Annotated in this window: 21 protein-coding genes; 2 read left to right on the top strand and 19 right to left on the bottom strand. The window is 59.9% G+C overall.

What is annotated here, in order from left to right; genetic code table 11:
• Positions 1-14 precede the first annotated feature (14 nt).
• From purD to cpaB, 18 genes are all read right to left on the bottom strand, one after another.
• Complete coding sequence (gene purD / locus KDX37_RS12045) at positions 15-1,310, bottom strand: phosphoribosylamine--glycine ligase (protein ID WP_231652937.1); 1,296 nt, start codon at positions 1,308-1,310, stop codon at positions 15-17.
• A 195-nt stretch (positions 1,311-1,505) separates the two neighbouring features.
• A complete protein-coding gene (gene purH / locus KDX37_RS12040) occupies positions 1,506-3,110 on the bottom strand; it encodes a bifunctional phosphoribosylaminoimidazolecarboxamide formyltransferase/IMP cyclohydrolase (RefSeq protein ID WP_231652936.1) in 1,605 nt (534 codons plus the stop codon).
• Between the two features lie 83 nt (positions 3,111-3,193).
• On the bottom strand, positions 3,194-3,514 hold the full coding sequence (gene fis, locus KDX37_RS12035) for a DNA-binding transcriptional regulator Fis (RefSeq protein ID WP_002555375.1): 321 nt from the start codon (positions 3,512-3,514) through the stop codon (positions 3,194-3,196).
• On the bottom strand, positions 3,511-4,524 hold the full coding sequence (gene dusB, locus KDX37_RS12030; protein WP_231652935.1) for a tRNA dihydrouridine synthase DusB: 1,014 nt from the start codon (positions 4,522-4,524) through the stop codon (positions 3,511-3,513). Before dusB ends, fis begins: the two co-directional genes overlap by 4 nt.
• Before the next feature lie 315 nt (positions 4,525-4,839).
• Complete coding sequence (locus KDX37_RS12025; protein WP_231652934.1) at positions 4,840-6,231, bottom strand: DUF3426 domain-containing protein; 1,392 nt, start codon at positions 6,229-6,231, stop codon at positions 4,840-4,842.
• Between the two features lie 24 nt (positions 6,232-6,255).
• On the bottom strand, positions 6,256-7,134 hold the full coding sequence (gene prmA / locus KDX37_RS12020; protein WP_231652933.1) for a 50S ribosomal protein L11 methyltransferase: 879 nt from the start codon (positions 7,132-7,134) through the stop codon (positions 6,256-6,258).
• Positions 7,135-7,260: 126 nt separating this feature from the next.
• Positions 7,261-8,604, bottom strand: coding sequence for an acetyl-CoA carboxylase biotin carboxylase subunit (gene accC / locus KDX37_RS12015; RefSeq protein WP_231652932.1), 1,344 nt, complete (start codon positions 8,602-8,604; stop codon positions 7,261-7,263).
• A 17-nt stretch (positions 8,605-8,621) separates the two neighbouring features.
• Complete coding sequence (accB, locus tag KDX37_RS12010) at positions 8,622-9,077, bottom strand: acetyl-CoA carboxylase biotin carboxyl carrier protein (protein WP_231652931.1); 456 nt, start codon at positions 9,075-9,077, stop codon at positions 8,622-8,624.
• Positions 9,078-9,153: 76 nt separating this feature from the next.
• Positions 9,154-9,606 (bottom strand): type II 3-dehydroquinate dehydratase, encoded by a 453-nt coding sequence (aroQ, locus tag KDX37_RS12005; protein ID WP_231652930.1) that lies wholly within the window; start codon positions 9,604-9,606, stop codon positions 9,154-9,156.
• A gap of 128 nt (positions 9,607-9,734) precedes the next feature.
• On the bottom strand, positions 9,735-11,522 hold the full coding sequence (locus tag KDX37_RS12000; RefSeq protein ID WP_231652929.1) for a protein-disulfide reductase DsbD: 1,788 nt from the start codon (positions 11,520-11,522) through the stop codon (positions 9,735-9,737).
• A gap of 112 nt (positions 11,523-11,634) precedes the next feature.
• The gene (locus tag KDX37_RS11995; RefSeq protein WP_406642164.1) at positions 11,635-11,865 is read right to left on the bottom strand and encodes a DUF3613 domain-containing protein; all 231 of its coding nucleotides are present in this window, start codon (positions 11,863-11,865) and stop codon (positions 11,635-11,637) included.
• Between the two features lie 62 nt (positions 11,866-11,927).
• A complete protein-coding gene (locus KDX37_RS11990) occupies positions 11,928-12,680 on the bottom strand; it encodes a tetratricopeptide repeat protein (RefSeq protein WP_231652927.1) in 753 nt (250 codons plus the stop codon).
• Positions 12,681-12,710: 30 nt separating this feature from the next.
• Complete coding sequence (locus KDX37_RS11985) at positions 12,711-13,595, bottom strand: type II secretion system F family protein (protein ID WP_231652926.1); 885 nt, start codon at positions 13,593-13,595, stop codon at positions 12,711-12,713.
• 1 nt (position 13,596) lies between these two features.
• Positions 13,597-14,481, bottom strand: a complete 885-nt coding sequence (locus KDX37_RS11980) for a type II secretion system F family protein (RefSeq protein WP_231652925.1) — start codon at positions 14,479-14,481, stop codon at positions 13,597-13,599.
• A gap of 18 nt (positions 14,482-14,499) precedes the next feature.
• The gene (locus tag KDX37_RS11975; protein ID WP_231652924.1) at positions 14,500-15,756 is read right to left on the bottom strand and encodes a CpaF family protein; all 1,257 of its coding nucleotides are present in this window, start codon (positions 15,754-15,756) and stop codon (positions 14,500-14,502) included.
• Positions 15,756-16,946, bottom strand: a complete 1,191-nt coding sequence (locus KDX37_RS11970) for an AAA family ATPase (protein WP_231652923.1) — start codon at positions 16,944-16,946, stop codon at positions 15,756-15,758. Before KDX37_RS11970 ends, KDX37_RS11975 begins: the two co-directional genes overlap by 1 nt.
• Positions 16,943-18,190 (bottom strand): type II and III secretion system protein family protein, encoded by a 1,248-nt coding sequence (locus KDX37_RS11965; RefSeq protein ID WP_231652922.1) that lies wholly within the window; start codon positions 18,188-18,190, stop codon positions 16,943-16,945. The genes KDX37_RS11970 and KDX37_RS11965 overlap by 4 nt, the downstream gene beginning before the upstream one ends.
• 20 nt (positions 18,191-18,210) lie before the next feature.
• Positions 18,211-19,161 (bottom strand): Flp pilus assembly protein CpaB, encoded by a 951-nt coding sequence (gene cpaB, locus KDX37_RS11960; RefSeq protein WP_231652921.1) that lies wholly within the window; start codon positions 19,159-19,161, stop codon positions 18,211-18,213.
• Positions 19,162-19,503: 342 nt separating this feature from the next.
• On the opposite strand from cpaB, the gene KDX37_RS11955 reads away from it, so the two are divergent.
• Entirely contained in the window at positions 19,504-19,692 is a 189-nt protein-coding gene (locus KDX37_RS11955; protein ID WP_231652920.1) for a Flp family type IVb pilin, read from the top strand.
• Between the two features lie 88 nt (positions 19,693-19,780).
• Entirely contained in the window at positions 19,781-20,188 is a 408-nt protein-coding gene (locus KDX37_RS11950) for a response regulator (protein WP_231652919.1), read from the top strand.
• 9 nt (positions 20,189-20,197) lie between these two features.
• Here the strand turns inward: KDX37_RS11950 and pbpC are convergent, their stop codons facing one another.
• Positions 20,198-22,537: a peptidoglycan glycosyltransferase PbpC gene (gene pbpC / locus KDX37_RS11945; protein WP_406642167.1), complete on the bottom strand. Its 2,340-nt coding sequence runs from the start codon at positions 22,535-22,537 to the stop codon at positions 20,198-20,200.
• Positions 22,538-22,691 lie beyond the last annotated feature (154 nt).

The raw sequence follows: 22,691 nt of genomic DNA, 5'->3' as shown, positions 1-22,691 counted from the left end.
GCCGGCCGGAAAGCTTACTCCTGGCTTTCACCGCGCTCACGGGCAATGGCCCGGTAGCCAATGTCCTTGCGATAGAAGCAGCCGTCCCAGTCGACTTTCGCAGCCAGCGCGTAGGCGTTTTTCTGAGCGCTGCCAACGCTGTCGCCCAGCGCGGTCGCACACAGCACTCGGCCACCGCTGGTCACGACCTGCTCGCCCTGCAGGGCGGTGCCTGCGTGGAACACTTTGCCCGGCAAGGTTGCAGCAGCATCCAGCCCGTGGATAGCCACGCCTTTTGTATAATCGCCAGGGTAGCCGCCAGCGGCCAGAACGATACCCAGGCTTGGTCGTGGGTCCCATTGAGCTTCGACCTTGTCCAGTGCCTGTGCCAGCGCTGCTTCAACGAGCAGAACCAGGCTCGATTGCAGGCGCAGCATGACCGGCTGGGTTTCTGGGTCGCCAAAGCGGCAGTTGAACTCGATTACCTTGGGGTTGCCCGCTTTATCGATCATCAAACCAGCATAGAGGAAGCCTGTGTAAACGTTGCCCTCATCTGCCATGCCTCTGACGGTCGGCCAGATAACCAGGTCCATCACCCGCTGGTGAACGTCAGCGGTGACCACAGGTGCAGGCGAATACGCACCCATGCCGCCGGTGTTCGGGCCGCTGTCACCATCACCGACGCGTTTGTGGTCCTGGCTGGTGGCCATGGGCAGCACATTCTTGCCATCGACCATGACGATGAAGCTGGCTTCTTCGCCATCGAGAAATTCTTCGATCACCACGCGAGAGCCGGCTTCGCCAAAGGCGTTGCCCGCCAGCATGTCACGTACCGCGTCTTCGGCTTCGCCAAGTGTCATGGCGACGATCACGCCTTTACCGGCTGCCAGGCCATCGGCCTTGATGACGATCGGTGCGCCTTTTTCGCGCAGATAGGCGAGGGCAGGCTCGATCTCGGTGAAGTTCTGGTAGTCGGCAGTCGGGATCTTGTGGCGAGCCAGGAAATCCTTGGTAAACGCTTTCGAGCCTTCCAGCTGGGCGGCGCCTGCTGTCGGGCCAAAGCAGTCGAGGCCACGGCTGCGGAACAGGTCAACAACGCCTGCCACCAGCGGCACTTCCGGACCGACGATGGTCAGCGATACGTTCTTTTCAGCGAAATCGGCCAGTTGCTCGAGCGCCAGAACGTCGATCGCAACGTTTTCGCACTTGGCTTCAATGGCAGTGCCTGCGTTGCCCGGCGCGACGAATACCTTCTGCACGCGTGGATCCTGAGCGACTTTCCATGCCAGGGCGTGTTCACGACCGCCACTGCCGATAATCAAAACATTCATGTCAAAAACCTCGATGACGCTGATCTGGGAGGTAGCACGGTGGTTCATCGTCAGATGACACCGCAGTACGAGGCCGCAACGGCTCAGGTGTATGCAGGCGGATGGGGCTTGGCTTCGGCAATTGCCGGTTGGCAATGAGCGTCAGCGAAGCCCCATCCAGCGCAGCAGGCCTGCGGCAGCGCGGCCGTATCCTGTTTAGTGGCGGAAGTGGCGCATTCCAGTGAATACCATGGCAATACCGGCTTCGTCTGCCGCCGCAATCACTTCTGCGTCGCGCATCGAGCCGCCTGGCTGGATGACGGCGGTGATGCCGACCTTGGCTGCGTTGTCGATACCATCGCGGAAAGGGAAGAATGCGTCAGAAGCCATGACTGCGCCCTGTACCTGCAGGCCCGCGTGCTCGGCCTTGATGGCGGCAATGCGCGCTGAGTTCACACGGCTCATCTGGCCTGCGCCGACACCGATGGTCTGACGGTTCTTGGCGTAGACGATGGCGTTGGACTTGACGTATTTGGCGACTTTCCAGGCGAAGATCAAGTCGTGGATCTCATGCTCGGTCGGAGCGCGTTTGGTAACCACCTTGAGGTCGGCAGCTGTGATCATGCCGATGTCACGGCTTTGTACCAGCAGGCCGCCGTTGACGCGCTTGTAGTCCCAGGCAGGAACGCGTTCGTTCCATTGGCCGCAGGTCAGCAGGCGGACGTTGGCTTTGCTGGCAACAATGGCCTGAGCTTCGGCGCTGACGCTCGGGGCGATGATGACTTCAACGAACTGTCGCTCGACGATGGCCTTGGCCGTTTCGGCATCGAGTTCACGGTTGAACGCAATGATGCCGCCGAACGCCGACTCGGTGTCAGTGGCGTAGGCCAGTTCGTAGGCCTGACGAATACCGCCTTCCTCGTCCGGGCAAACCGAAACGCCGCACGGGTTGGCATGTTTGACGATCACACAGGCTGGCTTGACGAAGCTTTTCACGCACTCAAGTGCGGCGTCAGTGTCGGCCACGTTGTTGAATGACAGTTCCTTGCCCTGCAACTGGGTAGCGGTGGCGATGCCGACTTCGGCAGGCTTGGCTTCAACGTAGAACGCCGCGCTCTGGTGCGGGTTCTCGCCGTAGCGCATTTCCTGAGCCTTGACGAACTGGGTGTTGAAGGTGCGCGGGAACTGGCTGCGACCTTCGGTGCTGAGGGTTTCAGCAGTCTGGTCGACGCTGCCCAGGTAGTTGGCGATCATGCCGTCGTAAGCGGCTGTGTGTTCGAAGGCCTTGAGCATCAGGTCGAAGCGCTGAGCATAGGTCAGGCCACCCGCCTTGAGGCTGTCCAGCACGCCGGCGTAATCGCTGGCATTGACGACGATGGCGACGTCCTTGTGGTTCTTTGCCGCGGAGCGAACCATGGTCGGACCGCCGATATCGATGTTCTCGATGGCGGTCGGCAGGTCGCAGCCAGGCTTGGAAACGGTCGCTTCGAAGGGGTAGAGATTGACCGCAACCAGATCGATCGGGTTGATGCCGTGCTCGCTCATGATTGCATCGTCGATGCCGCGACGGCCCAGGATCCCACCGTGGATCTTGGGATGCAGGGTCTTGACCCGGCCGTCCATCATTTCAGCGAAGCCGGTGTAGTCGGCCACTTCTACTGCCGCGACGCCTTTGTCGCGAAGCAGCTTGAACGTCCCGCCAGTGGAAAGGATCTCGACGCCCAGCCCTTCAAGCTCGCGGGCGAATTCGAGAATTCCTGTCTTGTCGGATACGCTGATCAAAGCGCGGCGGATCGGCAGGCGGGTAGTCTGGTCGGTCATCTCAATTTCCATCAAAAGCAAAAGAAGTCAGCAAAAAAAGGCGACCGCTATACAAGGTGGGTCGCCTTTTCTGTTTTGAATGCCTAAAGCAGATCGTACTGTTTGAGTTTCTTGCGCAGCGTGCCGCGATTGAGGCCCAGCAGCTCGGAAGCCTTCGTCTGGTTGCCCTTGACGTAGTTCATCACGCTTTCCAGAAGCGGAGCCTCGACTTCCGACAACACCAGGTTGTAGACGTCAGTGACGGATGCGCCTTCGAGGTGGGCGAAATAATTGTGCAGCGCCTTTTCGACACTTCCGCGCAGGGTCTGGCCCTCTTCGCTTGGCGTGTTGAGGTGCTGTTTCAAATTGACGTTGTCGCTCACGGGTGTTGTTCCACTCACTAAAGTCTCGGTCATCATCGTCATGCGGCCACCTCTTTATCATTCTCGTTATCCGGGCCCTTCCAGCCTTGGCTGAAGAACTCCCGGATGTTGGCGCACTGTGCTTCCGTATCTTGCAAACGATTGAAGTGGGCGCGGAACTCCCTGGCGCCCGGCAGGGTTGCGAGATACCAACCTGTGTGCTTGCGTGCAATTCGCACGCCCATCACGTCCCCGTAGAAAACATGGAGCGCTGCCAGATGCTCTAGCAGAATACGTTCCACTTCATTCAGCCCCAGAGCGGGCAATGTTTCTCCGGTGTTCAGGTAGTGTTCGATCTCGCGAAAAATCCATGGCCGCCCCTGGGCCGCCCTGCCAATCAATAATCCGTCCGCCCCTGTGGCGTGCAGCACGTGCCGGGCTTTTTCGGGTGAATCTATGTCGCCATTGGCAAACACCGGAATCGACACCGCCTGCTTGATCGCGGCAATCGTGTCGTACTCGGCTTCACCCGTGTAAAGGTCGGCCCGGGTCCGCCCGTGGACCGCCAGGGCCTGGATGCCGGCCTGCTCGGCGATCTTTGCGACCGTCAGACCGTTTTTGTTATCCCTGTCCCAGCCTGTGCGAATCTTCAGGGTGACCGGCACATCGACTGCGGCAACCACTGCCTGCAGGATCTCGTTCACCAGTTGTTCGTCTTTCAGCAGCGCTGAACCTGCCGCCTTGTTGCAGACCTTCTTGGCCGGACAGCCCATGTTGATGTCGATGATCTGGGCACCCAGTTCGACATTGGCACGCGCTGCGTCCGCCAGCATCTGCGGGTCACCACCGGCGATCTGTACCGAGCGTGGCTCGGGATCACCTTCGTGGATCATGCGCAGACGCGACTTGCGACTGTTCCAGAGGCTCATGTCACTGGTGACCATCTCCGACACAACCAGACCTGCGCCAAGTTGTCGGCACAGCTGACGGAAGGGCTGATCGGTGACACCCGCCATCGGGGCGAGAATCAAGCCGTTATGCACTGTGTATGGGCCGATGCGTACCGCCGACATAGCTTTACCTATCGTGGGGCCGAATCATCCACAGGCCGTGTAATACCGTTTCACACGGTCTGCGACGGCCCGCCCAGTCAGCCGCTTGCGCAACCGTCAGATCGAACCGAGAGTTTGAAAAAAGGGTGGGCATGATACCCGCTCTCGATGACTGGATAAAGGCTGAATTGGATAAAATCTGAACAGTTGTTTTCAGGTCGTAAAGGGGGCAATCCAGTGCCTCTATTACCGGAACTTCACCGATCCTGCTGTAATCATCGCGTAAAGAGCGATATCAGGACGGTTTTTGGGGCGGTGTGTGCGATTGCAGAGCGTTCACTCGGGCGAGCGGAAGTTGAGGCTGTAATTGACGGCTTTGGCGCCGGGATCAAGGATGTCGAGTGCAATGTGAATCGGCGTCTGGGGTGGCATCTCTTCCTTGCCTGCCATTTCGCCGCTCAGGTATTCGCTGGGCTTGAACCGACGACTGGCGATCAGCTGACCGCTGGTATCGGCAAAACGCAGTTCCAGAAGGGGAAATGGCTGAGAGAACGGGGCGCGGTTGTAGATGATTGCGTCCACCACCAGAGCACCCTGAAACTCGGGATGGCTGCGCACCACCAGATTGCTGCTGCGCAACAGGGAGATTTCCACTTTGGACGGCACCTTGCAGCCTATCTGCGGGCAGACTTGCTGGAACAGCGGCCGGTACTGGTCCTGACGGGCCAACTGATCGAAGTGGTACCAGATGTACTGAGTCGCCAGGCCAGCCAGCGCGATCAGAACCAGCAAACCCCAGACCAGACGACGGCCCCATCTTGGTTTGGGGCGCTGCCAATCCAGTTGCAATGGGTCATCGGTCAGATCCAGCAGTGCCTGATCACGGACAGCCGGTTCGTTGCGGGCACGCTTGCCGCGTGGCTCGGGCTCGGGCTCGTCGTCTTCGTCCGGCTCGTCGTCCACCGCCGACCAGCGTTCGACTTTTTCAGTCGTCAGAGGCTTGCGCGAGCTGATTGTCGGAGCCATCGGCTCGTCGTCAACCGGCTCGCTGATCAGAGACAGCGAAGGTTCGGTGCGATCGTTGTCCGAAGGGTTCTCAAGGTCGTCGTGAATCGGTTCTGGATCGTCGATCACCTCGGCTTGCAGCTCGGGCAGGTGATTGACGTCATCGTTGTGCAGCGTGTCGACCCAGGCGGCCTCGTCGGTCTGCGCCGTGTCACGGCGCGCGCTCAGCGAATCTTCACCGGTATGGCTGGCCGTGTGCGGACGTCCGAACCTCTCGGGCTGCCGGGTTTCGCGCCGTTCAAGCCTCGCCAGTTCCTCGTCCAGGTCCATGTTGTCCAGGTCCAGTTCACTGACCTGCCAGGGATCATCCTCTTCCGCTTTTGGCGCAGGCGACGGCAGGGGTTTGGGCTCGGGTGCTGTATGAGCCACCGGCAACGGCGCCACTGGCGGAACGATTTGAGCAGGCGCCTGGTGAATCACGTCAGCGGCTGGAGCCGCTGTCGGCGGCATGACCTCTATGGGCTCGGCGGCAGATGATCCGGTTTGCAGTGGAGCCTGTGAGGTCTCTTCAGTCGCGCGCTGCTCCAGCAGTTGTCTGGCTGCGTTGAAAACCTGCAGGCAGGCTCCGCAACGGACCACGCCACGGGCCACGCTCAATTGGGCGTGGCTGACTCTGAAACTGGTCTGGCAGTGAGGGCACTGGGTAACGAAGCTGTCGGTCATGCTGCGGTCCGGTAGAGGCGGCGGTTAACGGCGACGGCCCGTGATGCGTACCCAGCCATCACGGTTGGCGATCGGGTCCAGATCGAATGTAGCAGCATAGGCAGCTGCCACCTCTTCGCCCTGTTCGGCAAGAATCCCGGACAGTGCCAGGCGGCCGCCGGTCTTGACCAGTGTTGCCAATTGCGGCGCCAGCGAAACCAGAGGGCCGGCCAGGATATTGGCGACCAGTACGTCGGCAGGTTGGCGAGGCAGGTCTTCAGGCAGGTACAGCGGAAAACGTTGCTCGGCGATGTTGTTGCGCCCGGCGTTGTCGCGCGAGGCTTCAAGCGCCTGCACATCGATATCGGTGCCCACAGCCTGTTCCGCGCCCAGCAACAGTGCAGCAATGGCCAGAATGCCCGAACCGCAACCAAAATCCAGCACGGTACAGCCTTCCAGCGCCTGGCCGTCCAGCCATTCGAGGCACAATGCGGTAGTCGGGTGTGTGCCGGTGCCGAATGCGAGGCCCGGATCGAGCAGCAGGTTCACGGCTTCGGGCTCTGGCGCTGCATGCCAGCTGGGGACAATCCACAGACGCTGGCCGAAGCGCATCGGCTGAAAGTTGTCCATCCAGCTGCGTTCCCAGTCCTGATCCTCGATCACCTCGGCGGTGTGCTCGGGCAGCTCGGCGTCGGTCAGCAGGCGCAGGTGCGCCAATGCCATATCAGCGTCCGTGTCGGCTTCGAAGAGGGCGAGCAGGTGGGTGTGCGTCCACAGCGGCGTGGTGTTGAGTTCGGGTTCGAAAATCGGCTGATCTTCGGCGTCCATGAAGGTCACGGACACAGCGCCGACTTCGAGAAGCGCGTCTTCGTAGGTTTCGGCTTGTTCTGGGCTGATGGCGAGACGGACTTGCAGCCAAGGCATGGCGGATTACCTTCGATTCTAAAAGAGGTGCGGATCTTGGCCGCAGGAAGCGGGCAAGTTTACTGCTATGCGCTGCAAACAACAAAGCCGCGTCACTGCGGCTTTGTCGTTCTGCAACAGGCTGGCTTATTGATTAGCCAGTTTATGTTCCAGGTAGTGGATGTTGACGCCGCCTTCGCAGAAGCCTTCATCACGGGTCAGATCACGATGCAACGGGATGTTGGTCTTGATCCCGTCAACCACAATTTCATCCAGAGCATTGCGCATGCGTGCCATGGCTTCTTCGCGGGTCGCGCCCCAGGTGATCACCTTGCCGATCAGCGAGTCGTAGTTCGACGGTACCTTGTAGCCACTGTACAGGTGCGAGTCGACACGTACGCCGTTGCCGCCCGGAGCATGGAAGTGCTTGACCAGGCCGGGGCTCGGAACGAAGGTTTTCGGGTCTTCAGCGTTGATCCGGCATTCCAGGGAATGGCCCTTGATCACTACGTCATCCTGAGTGAACGACAGCTTGTTGCCAGCGGCGATGCTGAGCATCTCCTTGACGATGTCGATGCCGGTGACCATTTCCGAAACCGGGTGCTCCACCTGAACACGGGTGTTCATCTCGATGAAGTAGAAGCTGCCGTTCTCGTACAGGAACTCGAACGTACCCGCGCCGCGATAGCCGATGTCGATGCAGGCCTTGACGCAACTGGCCAGCACTTTGGCGCGTGCTTCTTCATCGATGAACGGTGCCGGTGCTTCTTCCAGCACCTTCTGGTGACGGCGCTGCAACGAGCAGTCACGGTCGCCCAGATGAATCGCCTGGCCCTGGCCGTCGGAAATGACCTGGACTTCCACGTGACGCGGGTTGGTCAGGTACTTTTCCAGGTAGACCATCGGGTTGCTGAACCAGGCGGCCGCTTCGGCACGGGTCTGGGCGGCCGCTTCGATCAGGTCTTCTTCACGGTGCACAACACGCATGCCGCGACCACCACCGCCACCGGCGGCCTTGATGATCACCGGATAGCCGACTTCGCGGCCGATGCGCAACGCGGTTTCTTCGTCTTCCGGCAACGGGCCGTCGGAACCTGGAACAGTTGGCACGCTGGCGCGCTTCATGGCGTCCTTGGCCGATACCTTGTCGCCCATCAGGCGAATGGTGTCAGCTTTCGGGCCGATGAAGGCGAAGCCTGATTTTTCGACCTGTTCGGCGAAGTCAGCGTTTTCAGCCAGGAAGCCATAGCCAGGGTGGATTGCCGTGGCACCGGTCACTTCGGCGGCCGAGATGATCGCCGGAATGTTCAGGTAAGACAGGTTGGCGGGCGCCGGGCCGATGCAGACGGTTTCGTCCGCCAGCCCCAGGTGCATCAACTCGCGATCTGCCGTGGAGTGTACAGCGACGGTCTTGATGCCCAGTTCTTTACAGGCACGCAAGATGCGCAAGGCAATTTCGCCGCGGTTGGCGATCAGAACTTTTTCCAACATCGCAGGCTCTCCCCGGTTCAAACGATAGTGAACAGCGGCTGGTCGAACTCAACCGGCTGACCGTTTTCTACCAGGATGGATTCGATCACGCCGCTGGCTTCTGCCTGGATGTGGTTCATCATTTTCATCGCTTCGACGATGCAGATGGTGTCGCCTTTCTTCACGGTCTGGCCAACTTCGACAAATGCAGGCGAAGTAGGCGCCGGGGTACGGTAGAACGTGCCGACCATTGGCGATTTGACGACGTGGCCGTTCAGTTTCGGAGCCGATGGTGCTTCGGCAGCAACCGGAGCGGCGGCCGGAGCAGGTGCAGCAACTGGCGCTGCAACCGGGGCAGGCGCGTAATACGGCTGTGCTGGAGTCTTGCTGTGACGGCTGATGCGTACCGACTCTTCGCCTTCACGAATTTCCAGTTCGTCGATGCCAGACTCTTCCAGCAACTCGATCAGTTTCTTGACTTTACGAATATCCATTAATCATCAACTCCCAAAGGGTCTGTCAGGTTTGGCAGCCGGTTCAGGCCACGTGGTCAGTATTTTGCTGCACCATTCATGGTCTGGCATTCACGGCCAGTTGTTCCAGGGCGGCCTCCAGGGCCAGTCGGTAACCGCTGGCGCCAAGGCCGCAGATCACTCCTACAGCAACATCGGAAAAGTAGGAGTGATGGCGGAAAGCTTCGCGTTTGTGCACGTTTGACAAATGCACTTCGATGAATGGGATGCTCACTCCCATCAGCGCGTCACGTATTGCGACACTTGTGTGCGTAAAAGCAGCCGGATTGATCAAAATAAAGTCCACGCCTTCATCGCGGGCAGCGTGAATGCGGTCGATCAATTCGTACTCGGCGTTGCTTTGCAGGTACATCAAATGGTGCCCGGCATCACGGGCGCGCTGTTCCAGGTCCTGGTTGATCTGGGGCAGGGTAATGGTGCCGTAGACACCGGGTTCCCGAGTGCCCAGCAGGTTCAGGTTAGGGCCGTGAAGGACCAGGATAGTCGCCATTGTGCATTCCTTTTATTGTCTGCGAGCGTTTACGCCCGGCGACTATGCCGGAAGGGCAATGGACTGTCCAGTTAACTGCAATAGCCAGCACGATGAGCGATGATCGCGCAAAGTTTGTGACTCCACGTCTAGATTTGGTCATTTACCTTGTTCAGGTGGTCAACCAACGCCGCAGCGTCGATTTCTCCCACTACCCGCACGTTTGCCAGTTCTTCTCCGTTTTTACTGAAGAACAGCAATGCCGGAGGGCCGAACAGTTTGTAGCGATCCAGCAAGGCGCGCTGCTCTGCATTGCTTTCAGTCATGTCGAACCTGATCAGGCGATAGCCTGCCAGCCTGTCCACCACGGCCGGGTCCGGCAGGACTTCATGCTCAATGACCTTGCAACTGATGCACCAGTCGGCATACCAGTCGAGCAGCAACGGCACACCGGCAGTTCTTGCCTCGGCCAGAACACGATCAAGCTCAGCGGCGGAGGTGATCGTTTGCCATTGTGATGCTGTCGATGACGCTACCGTTGCGACATTGGTGGTTGTTTGTGCGCGGCCCAACGGGCGTGTCGGATCAGTCTGGCCAGTCAATGCGCCGTACCAGCAGGCAAGAGCGTAGACCAGCAGGACCAGGCCGAGGAGCTGAGCGAGTTTTTGACGAGATGTTTTGTCGGTGAATTCCAGCGTGCCCATGAACAGCGCGACACCAGCACTCAGCAGCCCGACCAGCAGCAGTGTGATCTGCCCCGGCAACACGCGACTGAGCAGGCCGATAGCCAGCGCCAACAGCAGCACACCGATGGCGTTCTTGACGGTGACCAGCCAAGGCCCGCTTTTCGGCAGCCAGGCTGCGCCGCCTGTTGCCACCAGCAGCAGCGGCGCGCCCATGCCCAGGCCGAGCGCGAAGAGCTTCAGGGCGCCGCCGAGCGCATCACCACTGGCACTGATGTACAGCAGCGCACCGGCCAGCGGGGCCGAAACGCAGGGTGAGACCAGCAGGCTGGAGACCACGCCCAATACCGCAGCGCCCCAAAGAGAGCCGCCTTCGGTCTTGCCTGCAATGCGATCCAGACGATTGCTCAGCGCCTGAGGCAGCTTCAATTCGAATGCGCCGAACATTGCGATCGCAAATACCACGAAGAAAGCCGAAAAAGGCACCAGCACCCAGGCCGACTGCAGACGAGCCTGCAGATTGAGGCTCGCACCGAACATGCCCATCAAGGCGCCCAGCACCGCGAAACATATGGCCATGGGCAGCACGTAGGCCAGGGAAAGACTCAAGCCGCGTAAACCGCCGACCTGACCGCGTAACACGACGCCCGACAGAATCGGCAGCATCGGCAGCACACACGGAGTGAATGTCAGGCCGATGCCCGCGAGGAAAAACAGCGCCAGTTCTTTCCAGTTCCAGCCTGCCTTGACGGTGGGCGCCGCTGACGTCCCGGTCGGGCTCGCGGCTACATCACCTATGGCAAGCCGTTCGGTTTCAGGCGGGTAGCACAGGCCCTTGTCGGCGCAACCCTGATAGGTGACGGCCAGCGTAAAAGGCCTTTCCTCACCGGGCTTGCGGGGCAGATCGATATCGAGGATGCCGTGGTAGACCTCTACATCACCAAAGTACTCGTCGTGTTTCTGCTCGCCCTTGGGCAGTTGCGCCGCGCCCAGGCCGATATCGGCAGGCTCGGTGCGGAACTGGAAGCGATGGCGATACAGGTAATAGCCTTCGGTGGCGACGAAGCGCAATTTGATCGACTGCGGTGTGGTTTCGATCAGGCTCAGCTGGAAGGCCTGACGCACGGGCAGAAAGTCTTTGCTGTTATCCAGCGCAGCACCGCCCAGCGTGGGGGCAGGACGACTGTCCAGCAGGCTTGCGCCAGAGGCAGGCAAGGCCAGGATCAACAGCATCAGGCATAGCAAACGGCGCATGGCAGTCCAGAGTCTCGGGGCACAAAGTTCGCGCATGATAACGGAGTGTTCAGCGCTGTGCTGGCAAGAGGTTTGTAAGGACCGATTTCAGGACCGCCCTGAGGGATCGCTCCTACTTTTCGGATGAAAAGCTGCCACCGGTCTCCCGCTCGTAGAATGGAGGTATCGGATGCTTGTAGGTATCCAGCCAGCGTTGCAGGCTAAGGTCTCGTTCGGCCGGAGTGCTGCTTTGCTGTTTGGGCGAGGCCGCATTACCCCGTGCCTGGACTTGTAGCCACGTTTCTGTCTGCGTTTGATCAGGGTGCTGGCCCTGCTCGGCAGAGGCCCGGCGCTCCTCGGCCATCGCTGTGCTTGAAACGGTGGTCAACAAGGCGAGTAGCAAGGTGCGGCTGATCAGCATGCGCTTCATGGTCGTGCTCCCGATGGTTCTGCTGCACGGTTTTCAATCGTTTCCTTACCCAGCATTGCGGCCACCTGTGGCTTGGCGACGGAGGTCCCGGCGGTATGGGGCTTGAGTTTTTCGGCGCGGGCCGTGGCGGCAGTGATCTGTTCCGGGGTCAGGCTTGCCCGCGAGGCCAGTTCGGCGGCTTGCGTCCAGTTGTCCTGATAGATCAGCAGCGTCACCAGATTCAGCGCTGCCAGCGTGTCCGACTGCTTGAGCTCCATGGCCGTCAGGAATTGAAAACGCGCCTGCTCAAGCTTGAGTTGGTTGAGGTACACCACGCCCAGATCGTTACGGATCTTTTCGTCGGTGGGCTCCAGTTTGCTGGCCCGAAGCAGGTGTTGCTGGGCCTGCACATTGTCGCCTCGCGCCGCTGCCAACTGGCCCAGACCATGCTCGCCCTGGGCGGCCCGGCACGTGCCAAGCAGGCTGCGATACAACGGCTCGGCCTCGTTACTGCCCAGCAGACGCAGAACGCGCGCCTTGCGCAAACGCACTTCGCCCAAAGTGTCCGGCAGCCCTTCGAGGTTGGCGAGGCTGGCATGCAGGCGACCTTCATCGGCCATGTTCTGGGCGAGGTTCAGGGCAAACTCCTGATCAGAGGTCAGCTTGGGGCAACTGCTTGCCTGCGTTGAACCCTGCATCCACAGAGCGCTACCGTCACTGGCGCAGCCGCTCAGCAGCAGAATCCCGAGTAGTGTGATGACTGTTTTCATTGCGTGACTTCCTTTTGATCGCATCGGCATTCAGCCGCCAAGTGCTCTGGTCAGAGCCGTAAAACTGGGGCCTGCCAGCACGATGAGCAGCGCCGGGAATAGAAACACCATCATCACCATCGACATCTTGGCTGACATTTTGGAGATGTATTCCTGTAGGCGGGTCATGCGCCGGTCATCAATCAACTGCTTGAGGGCCAGCAGTGATTTCAGTGCGCCGCCGCCCTGGTGTATCAGTTGATTAAGAATCACGCAGGTATCGCTGAACTCGTCCACCGCCAACAGCGCAGCGGTTTTACGCAGTTCCTCACCCAGCTCCAGGCCTGAGTCGACCCTTACCAGAATCACCCGAATCTCTTCAGACAAAACCGGCAGCAGATCGCGTGCCTCGCTGCTGAGCACCCGAAGTGCCTGCTCAACGGCCATGCCAGATTCGAACAGGATGCGCAGCAGCGGGATAAATGTTGATATTTCAACGACCACCTGTTTCTGGCGATGTCTGGCGTAGGCGGCCAATGCTCTTTTGGGCAGGATATAGCCAATACCCAGCGCAAATATCGGAGCGATCATAGGGTGCGCTGCGTCTTTGAAAAACACTATTTGTGCCAGTACCACCACGGCCACCAACCCGGCTGGGGCGCCAATCTGGCAGGCAGCATATAGAGAGCGTTTGGTGGCGCGTCGCCAGCCGATACGGTTCAGCAGCACTTGTGTTTCCGAATCCAGACTGATGCTGCGCTGGCCCAGTCTTGTATCACCCAGTAGTCGTAGCCAGCTTCCAATGCGGCTTTCGCGGATCACCTGGCCTTTCAATCGCTGCGCCACCAGGCGCTCGTTGCGCCGTTGCCGGGCTATCCTGGTCAGCAGCAGGAATGCTGCTGCTATCAGTAACAGGGCGCTTAGCAGTAATTCCATGTCAGACGCTCCGCAGCATGCGCCACAGCGCAAGGCAGCCCAGCATCTGAAACACAAAGGCCAATATCAGCATGAGCTGACCACCTTCATCGTTCCACATGTGCGCGAGGTAGTCGGGGTTGACCATCAAGAAATAGCCCACCATCCCTATCGGCAGTACCGCGAGTACCACAGCGGTCATGCGCGTTTCACCTGTCATTGCACGTAATTGGCGGCCTGCCTGTTCTCGTTCACGTATGAGCCTGATCAGGTTTTCCATCAATTCGCTGGCGCTCCCTCCGTAACGGTTGTTGACGCGCAGGCCCAGCGCGAGCAGATGAAATTCATCGCGTTCATACAGCTCGGCAAAGTCACGGGCGGCGTCGGGCAAGCTCACGCCAAGTTGCACATTGCGCTCAATGCGGCTCATGCCCTCTTTAAGGGGCTGATCCGCAGCTTCTATACCGTGGAGGATGGCGTCAGAGAGTGTCCTGCCCGATTTGAGGCTGCGTACGGTATGGTCGAGCAGTTGCGGCAACTGCTCAACCATCCGTCTCACGCGCTTGCGAGACCTCCATGAAATAAACAGGCGCAACGCCAGAGGGGTGCCGATCAACCCTGCCACAGCTCCAAACCAGTCGAGCATGCCAAACCCGATCAGCACGATAAGGGCCCATATTGTCAGCACCATTCCTGCTCGCTCAGTCGGACGTCCCAGTCCAGCTCGAAGGAAGGCTCGGTCCAGATGAACCCAGCCTGGTTTTTCAATCGTCGGTCGAGTCTGTCCGGCATTCAGGCGCTGCAGCACCCGTTCATTGGCGCCAAGGTTCAAGGACAAGAGAAAAAAATAAACTGCTGCGCCCGAACAGAAGACGAATATGAGCGCCATCAGCAGAGGAGTTTTCATGTGGCCACGCTCCTGCGCTCAATAACCGGGACGAAGTTTCTCGCCTGCGGCATGAATGGCCTCGCGCTGAAAGCCCACGCCGGTGCGCCGGTCCAGTCGAAACAGCGTGTTGGTGACATAGACGTCATCACGAATACCGACCACTTCCACCACTTCGCTGACGGCGCGACGTCCGTCTGGCAGGCGCGTCAGCTGAATGATCACGTCCAGCGCGGCGCAGATCATCTGCCTCAGCGTCTTTTCAGGGATCTGCCGACCGGTCAGGCCCACCAGCGTTTCCAGTCGCAGCAGCGCGTCCTGAGCGTTGTTGGCGTGTACCGTGCTCATGGAGCCGTCGTGGCCGGTGTTCATGGCAGTCAGCACGTCGAGTACCTCAACGCCGCGAATCTCGCCAAGAATGATGCGGTCCGGTCGCATCCGCAGCGAGTTGCGGATCAGGTCGCTCGCGCGCACTTCTCCGTTGCCTTCGGCATTGGGCGGGCGGGTTTCCAGACGAACCACATGCGGGTGGTTGAGTTGCAGTTCGGCAACGTCCTCGATGGTCACCAGCCGTTGGTGGCTGTCGATCAACTGGCTCAGGACGTTGAGCATGGTGGTTTTGCCTGTGCCAGTGCCACCACTGACCAGGATGTTGCAGCGCTTGCCCACAGCCTCGGCGAAAAAATCGAAGATCGGCTGGTCGATGGTCTGCATGGCTACCAGATCGGCACTCTTGAACATCTCTCTGCGAAATTTCCGGATCGACAGGCACGGGCCGTCGAGGGCAATCGGCGGGATGATTGCGTTGACACGGCTGCCATCCGGCAGGCGTGCATCCACCATGGGCGAAGACTCGTCCAGCCTGCGCCCCAGCGGGGCAAGGATGCGTTGCATGACCCGCTCGACGTGATGAGAGTCGATGAAGCGCAGGTCGGTGTGATGGAGCACCCCATCGCGTTCGACAAACACTTTGCCAGGGCCGTTGACCAGAATCTCCGTTACCGAGTTGTCGCGCAGCAGCACTTCCAGAGGGCCGAAGCCGATCAGCTCATCGACCAGTTCTTCGGCCAGACGCTCCATTTCATAGCGCGAAATGGCCAGCCTCAAGCGGGCGACGTACTCGGCGACTTTATCGATCACGAACTGCGCCAGCACCGGACGCGAGCCTTCCAGAAGGTTTTTGCCGCTTTCTTCTATGCCGTCGATGATGTAGCGGTGCAGGACCAGTTTCAGGCCTTGCCCTTCATCGGCGTTGCTTTGCGTACGTGACGAGACGCCAAACAGTTTTTCCGGCATTACTTGCTCCTCCACAGCTGAGCCAACCAGCGGCGATCAGGTTTTTCGTAAGCGTCGGAGTTGTGCGCCAGGTGTTCGCCCAAACGGCGCAAACCTGTGCACAGCGAGTCGCGTGAGGCCAGCTCGAACAGCGTCAGGCCTTGATTTTTGGCGTTGAGGCGCAGCTCCGGTGCGTAGGGCAGGACCGAGCGCACCGGTAGACCAAAGGTCTTGCCGATGGTCTCGGCGTTAGGCGAAACCGTACGTAGAAAACGGTCGACCAACAGCCCGGCGTGGTTCAGTTTCATGCCTTTTTCGCGCCATAGATTGAGCACGGCCAGGTTGCGCCGGCAGTTCAATACGCTCTGGTCGGTGTACCAGAGCAATTGGTCGCAGTGGCTGACCAGCGTGCGTAACGCCTCGCTGTCCGGCTGGCCGACCAGATTGACGACGACATGCTGAAAGTACTGGCGCAGGGCACTGAGCAGCATGTACAGCTCGGCGGCACTGGATTGCTCCAGATGATCGTCCGCTTCGGTGTAGGCAAGAATGCGCAGACCGCTTTCGCTGGTGGTAAAGGCGCTGTCGATCAGGGTTGCGTCGAGCCTGCGCAGGTGGCGCAGCGCATCGCCGAAGCTGAACGAGGACTCGAGACCCAACATCGCCAGGCTGTCCCCGCGCGGCAGGCCGAGATCCAGCAGCAACGTGCGTTGCCCGGTCTTGTGCACCACCATCGCCAGATGCGTTGCGATCAAGGCGCCATCGCCGTCGCACTGCGAGCCATACAGCACCGAAAGGCCGCTCATGTTCGGGTTGGGCGCCACGGCCGGAAGGCGTTTGCTGAGGCGTCGCACCAGGCCGGCAACCTCACTGGAGCGTGACCCATAGGCGACAAAATCCCTCGCGCCGGCGCGCATCGCATTCAGCACCAACTGGTTGTCCATGCCGTCGCCCAGCGCCACGATCGCCAGCATCGGCTTGGCTTCCAGTGCGCCTTCAATCAGCGCGCTCTGGTTCATCAGATGCTCACGGTCCAGGCCGACAAATACCACGCTGGCGAACGTTACATCCACCAGCGCCAGCAGATCGTCAAGGCTGCCGGTCCCCGCACTCACCACCTGACCCAGCGAGCCGAGAGCGCCTTGCAGCCATTCAAGGTCGGTGTTGTTGCGAGTGATGGCCAGAAACGTCTGGCTAAGGCTCTGGCTCATTGGGACAGCCCGCTGCGGCGGTCGAAGTCGCCGTTTTCCAGGAAGTACAGACGCAGGAAGCTCGGGTCATAGTTGCGCAGGCTTTCGCCCGGTAGCGTGGGCAATTGCGCGTTCGCCGCCAGCGGTTGCACGAGGTGCGGGGTCACGATCATCAGCAGCTCGCGTTCGTCACGCTGGATCTGCGAGCTGCGAAAGAACGCTCCCAGAATCGGTATGTCGCCCAGCCCGGGAAACTTGTCCACCGACGAGACATTGCTGGAGCTGATCAGGCCGCTGACCACAAAACTTTCGCCATCCGCCAGCGCAATGCTGGTGTCGGTACGCCGGATGTTCAACGCAGGGACGGTCGTGCCTGCGATGGTGATGCCTGCCGTGAAGTCCAGTTCGCTGACCTCGGGTGCGACCTTGAGCAGAATCCGGTCGCGGCCCACGACCGTTGGTGTCAGGGTCAGGCGTACACCGAATTCCTTGTATTCGATAGAGATCCCGTTGCCCTCACCGTTGGGCACCGGCACTGGAAACTCGCCGCCCGCCAGAAAACTCGCGCTCTGCCCGCTCAGCGCTACCAGGCTGGGGCGAGCCAGGGTGTAAGCGAACCCGCTGTTCTCCATGGCGTTGATCATGCCCAGCACCTTACTGCTGCCACCGCCCCATACGATATTGAAGTTGCTGTTGTTCAGCGGGATATTCGGTCGGGTCCCGCTTACGGTGCCCGGCGTGACGGTCACGCCGGGGACGGTGCCGGGCGCACCAAACAGAAAGTTGTTCGAGCCTTTGCCGAAGATCGAGGTGCTGGCCTCCTTGAGCTTGCTACGGCTCACCTCGATAAAACGGATGTCAGTCTGCACCTGGCTGGGCAGCAGCGCATCTGTCGAAGGCAGCGGCTGGGTGTTTTCCATCGACGCCGTTGCCCGACCCCGGACAAACACCATGCTCTGGCGGGGGGCCTTGGAGCAGGCGGTCCAGACCATCAGGCTGGTGGTGCCGGGTCCGATACCGGTCAGTAAAAAGCCGTCGTTGCCACTGACATACACATCGGCAATTTTCGGATCACCAACCGCAATCCGGCTGATGGCGACCGGCGAGCGAACATCCTGCTGAATGCCCTGAGCGATTTCCATGACGGCTGGCATGGCGGCCAGCCCGGCACACTTGTCTGCCGCCCACGCGGATTCCATGCATAACGTGCTGAGTGCCAACACCAGCAGACGGCGTGGCTTGACGGATACGGAACAACAGCTCATCAGATGCAATCCTTGCTCAATCATGGAGTTTGTTGCGTGGTCTGGCTGCCGCGTATGACCTCGACGGAACGGGAGCGATGCGGTGTGTCGTTTCGTAATGGCTCACTCGGTGGGCTGAAGCTCAATTGATTGAAACTGAGCAACTGGCGATTGGTAGAGTCCAGTCTTTCTGCTATTTCGGAACTTCCAGGTTCGCTGCGCCAGTAAGCTTGCAAGTTGCCTTCTTCTGCGCTGCGCACTGCCAAACGTAAAACGCCAGTCTGCGATGCGAGCATCAAGCGCGCCAACAGCGCTTGTGGCACAGCCACCACTACTGTGCGTGCAGTCATACTGCGCTGTTCCTGCTTGATTCGCTCATCTGCACTCAAGGGCTGTACAGGGTTACCCTCGCGATCCGGGCCAAGCAATTCGCCAACGCTCAGAATACGTAACGCGGGGACTGCGACCTGGCTGGAGCGCTGCAAGTTGCCCGCATCGGAGGGAAGATAAAGCAACACATCGACGTAGTCGCCAGGGCTCAGTTGCCCTGATGCCCCTATGACTTCATCGACAGAAAGCGCGAGAGCACGTTCGTTTGAGCGAATCATACGGGCCAGCGCGCCACCCGCTTCGAAATGGCTATCGCTCAGCCAGGTCCCCGCGGTCAGTGTGCGCCAGCTCATGCGACCGGCAACCTCTTCAATTGCATGAAAGCTTCCGGCTGGAGCTACCTTGAGGCGTTCGACCAACAGATCTTCGGGTTTGATGGGCGTATAGGCAGGCACGTCTCTTATCAATACCACAACGGCCTGGCGCATCACTTCCTCGGCAGGTGGCTGGGGCGCAAGTGGTTGCGGCGGTTCAGCGACCACAGGCGTTTGTGCCGGAGGCGGCGCCTCTGGTGGTTTACTGACGATTATCCCCAAATACCCAGCGACCACTGCACCGAACAAAAATACAACGGCGAGTATCAGGGTGATACGACTGCTCATGGCAACTTTCCCTTTGTCATCGCAGAACAACTCAACTCGATACGTTGGCTTGGCGCCGCTACAAAGAGCAATAGCCTCTCTTTGGTTATATGAAAATAGTCCATACCCTTCAAAACGCCATTCTGTCAGTTACGAAATTACCCTGACCTTGGTCGCATTGCGCAAACACAGAGCAATTACATAAAGGTGAGTCGGCACCCTCAAGCGATCAGTACTTAGTACTTTATGAATAATGCTTTATTACAATTGTGAGTTTGCGGATTGAAGGCAATGCTGTATTGGAAAGCAGTTTCACATGTCGTGCGCATGTCGCGCCATTCAAGGGGCGCAAGGAGAAATTCGATGTTCCTTACCAAGCTTTACATTGCCTGCCACTGCCGCGTCCGGGGCTTTATCAAAGGCAAGGAGGCGGCTTCAGGTATCGAGTACGCGTTGCTGGCGGCAATGGTGGCCGTTGCCCTGATAGCTTTTGTGCCTACTATCAGCGCCCGGATCGGTACACTGTTCACTAACATTCAGAATGCGCTGTAGCGGGAGCAGTAGCTATCTGCTCTTTTTCGAGAGCACAAATGTGGATATCCTGCTCCCGATGATCAACATTTAGTTCAAAGGTATCCAAATGGCCGTCCAGCCCACCCGCCAACAGCTGCTTCTGGTCGATGACGAGGAGGATGCCAATGAAGAATTGGCAGAGCTGCTTGAGGGTGAAGGTTTCTGCTGTTTCACGGCATCCTCCGTCAAGATGGCGTTACAGCAACTGACGCAGCATCCCGATATCGCCTTGGTGATCACTGATCTGCGGATGCCGGAGGAGAGCGGCATCCAACTGATCCGTCACCTCCGGGACCACACCGCACGTCAGCATTTGCCGGTCATCGTCACCTCGGGCCACGCCGATATGGACGACGTGAGCGACATGTTGCGTCTGCACGTGCTGGACCTGTTTCGCAAGCCGATCTACCACGTGCGTCTGCTGGAAACCCTCAACAACCTGTTTCCTGAACCGAAGCTCTTTCAGATCAAATAAGCCGCCCGCTCAATCCACCACGCTGAAATCCACGCGAGCGGTCTGGCCGCTTTCATCCAGCACACTCAGTTGATAACGGCCCAGCTTGCTGAGGGTCGGGTTGAAGTCTTGCTGGTTCTCGGTATCCGCCACTTGTGCACCGTCGATGAACCACCAACGGCGACCGCTGCCGCCCAGGGCTGACAGCTTGAGGCGAAGTGCCTGATGGCTGGCAGCGGGCAGGCGCAGATGATCGCCTTCGCGCACACCAACGATGCTCAACGGCGGTGCCAGGTTCAGGTTTTGCGGCGGGCAGGCCGGGTCCGCGGGTGGCAGCCGTGCTTCGCGTCGTTCGGCCTTGGGCAGCCAGGGTTCCAGAGGTGCAGGCCACAGGGCGATATCCTGAGCGCTGGCGTCCGGGCAATCAGCGGCCACGCGCAGCCCTTGCGGGTTGACCCAGATACGTTCCTGCAAACCGAGCCCCAACGGCTGGTCGGCTGCCTGAAGTGTCGGCGGCGTAGTGCCGTCCAATGTCCAGGCGAAGCGCTGACGGCGGCAATTGGGGTCGCTTTTGCTCATCGGCTGACCCAATGGCCAGCAGATGGCTGCGACTCCGATGTTCAATGGCACGGCCTGAACCGGCGCGGCGATACCGCGCTGGCTGTCACGGTTGACCAGCACATCGTGGACCTGAAGCATCAGCGGTGCGGCCGACGCCAGCCCGAACTGCCCCGGCACCGGTGTGCCATCCGGTCGGCCGATCCATATACCGATCAGAAAGCGTGGCCCCACGCCGATCGCCCATGCGTCGCGAAAACCATAGCTGGTGCCGGTTTTCCAGGCCAGTTGCGGGCGCTGCACCAGTTCGGCACGCGGGTCGATGTCCGGGCGCGACTGGCCGCTGAGAATGCGCCGGATGATCCACGCTGCGCCGGGCGACATCATGCGTCGTTCACGCAGGCGATCCTGCGGTTGCAGACGAATGTCGGCACTGCGCCCACCTCGGGCGAAAGCACTGTAGCCGCCAACCAGCTCTTCCAGACGGCTGCCTGCGCCGCCAAGAATCAGCGCCAGGTTGGGCTCGGCCAGGGGTGGCAAGGTCAGCGGAATTCCGCCGTTGCGCAGCTCGGCGGCGAAGCGCTTCGGGCCGTAGACTTCCAACAGTTGGACCGCTGGCAGGTTGAGTGACATCGACAAGGCCGAACTGGCCGCCACCGGTCCGCCAAAACCTGTCGAAAAGTTGCCCGGTCGGTAGTCGCCATAGCGACGCGGCACGTCCTGCAGCAAGGATTCGGAGTGAATCAGCCCGGCGTCCATTGCCATTCCGTACAGGAACGGTTTGAGCGTTGAGCCGGGTGAACGCAGCGCGGTCACCATGTCGACGTGACCGAAACGCTTGGCGTCGTTGATGTCCACCGAGCCGACGTAGGCGCGTACTGCCATGGTTTCAGCCTCGACCACCAGGATCGCTGCCGAGGTGCGTTCCGGCAGACGTGCCCGCCAACCCATCAGCAAGTCTTCCATGCGTCGTTGCAGGCTGGCGTCCAGCGTGGTTCGGATCAGCGGCGGGCTGCCCGGCCGGTTCAGACGCCGCGCCAGTAACGGCGCCAGGCTCGGCTCCTGGCGTGGGGCCAGCCACAAAGGCTCTTCCAGAGCTTCATTCACGCTGCCTTGCGGCCAGACCTGAAACTCGGCCAGACGCTTGAGCACTTTGTCGCGGGCCAATTGTGCCCGCTGTGGATGACGATCAGGGCGCAAGCGACTCGGCGCCTGTGGCAGCACTGCCAGCAGTGCGGCTTCGGCACGGGTCAGGTTCTGTGGTGATTTACCCAGATACGCCCAGCTTGCTGCCGCCACCCCTTGCAACGTGCCACCAAAGGGCGCGCGGTTGAGGTAGATGCCGAGGATCTGCTCTTTGGACAGGTGCCATTCGAGCTGCAGCGTGCGCCAGAGCTGGCGAAACTTGCCCGGCAGGGTACGTGAATGCGGGTCCAGCAACCGCGCGACTTGCATCGACAGCGTGCTGCCGCCTGACACCACGCGTGCACCGCTGACGTTTTGCCAGGTGGCACGCATCAAGGCCAGCGGGTTGACGCCGGGGTGGCTGTAAAACCAGCGGTCTTCGTAGGTCAGCAGCGCTTCCAGGTAATACGGTGATACCTGCTCGTTACTGACCGGATAACGCCAGACACCGTTGGCATCGGCAAAGCGCCATAACGGCGTGCCATCCTCTGCCAGCACTACGCGCGCCAGATCATCTCTGGGCAGCGGCAGAGGCCACAGTCGATCAGCCAGCCAGAGCAGGGCGACCAGCACAACAAGGCTGATGGCCGTCCAGCGCAGAAAAGTCATCAAACGAGAGCTGCGCATCGGCGCACTGACCGGTGCCGGACGCCTGATCGCCCCTGCCAGTTGCTTGAGGTTTTGCGCAAGTCGCGCAAGAAATTCAGGTTTCAATGCCAAGAGCCTCTATGATCCACGGAACCTGAAACGCCTGGCGATAGCCAAAGCGGACAGATTACTT

This window comes from Pseudomonas californiensis (assembly GCF_021147775.1).
GTDB lineage: Bacteria > Pseudomonadota > Gammaproteobacteria > Pseudomonadales > Pseudomonadaceae > Aquipseudomonas > Aquipseudomonas californiensis.
Note: the sequence above shows the minus strand (reverse complement) of the source record. Positions and strands in the feature narration are given on the sequence as shown.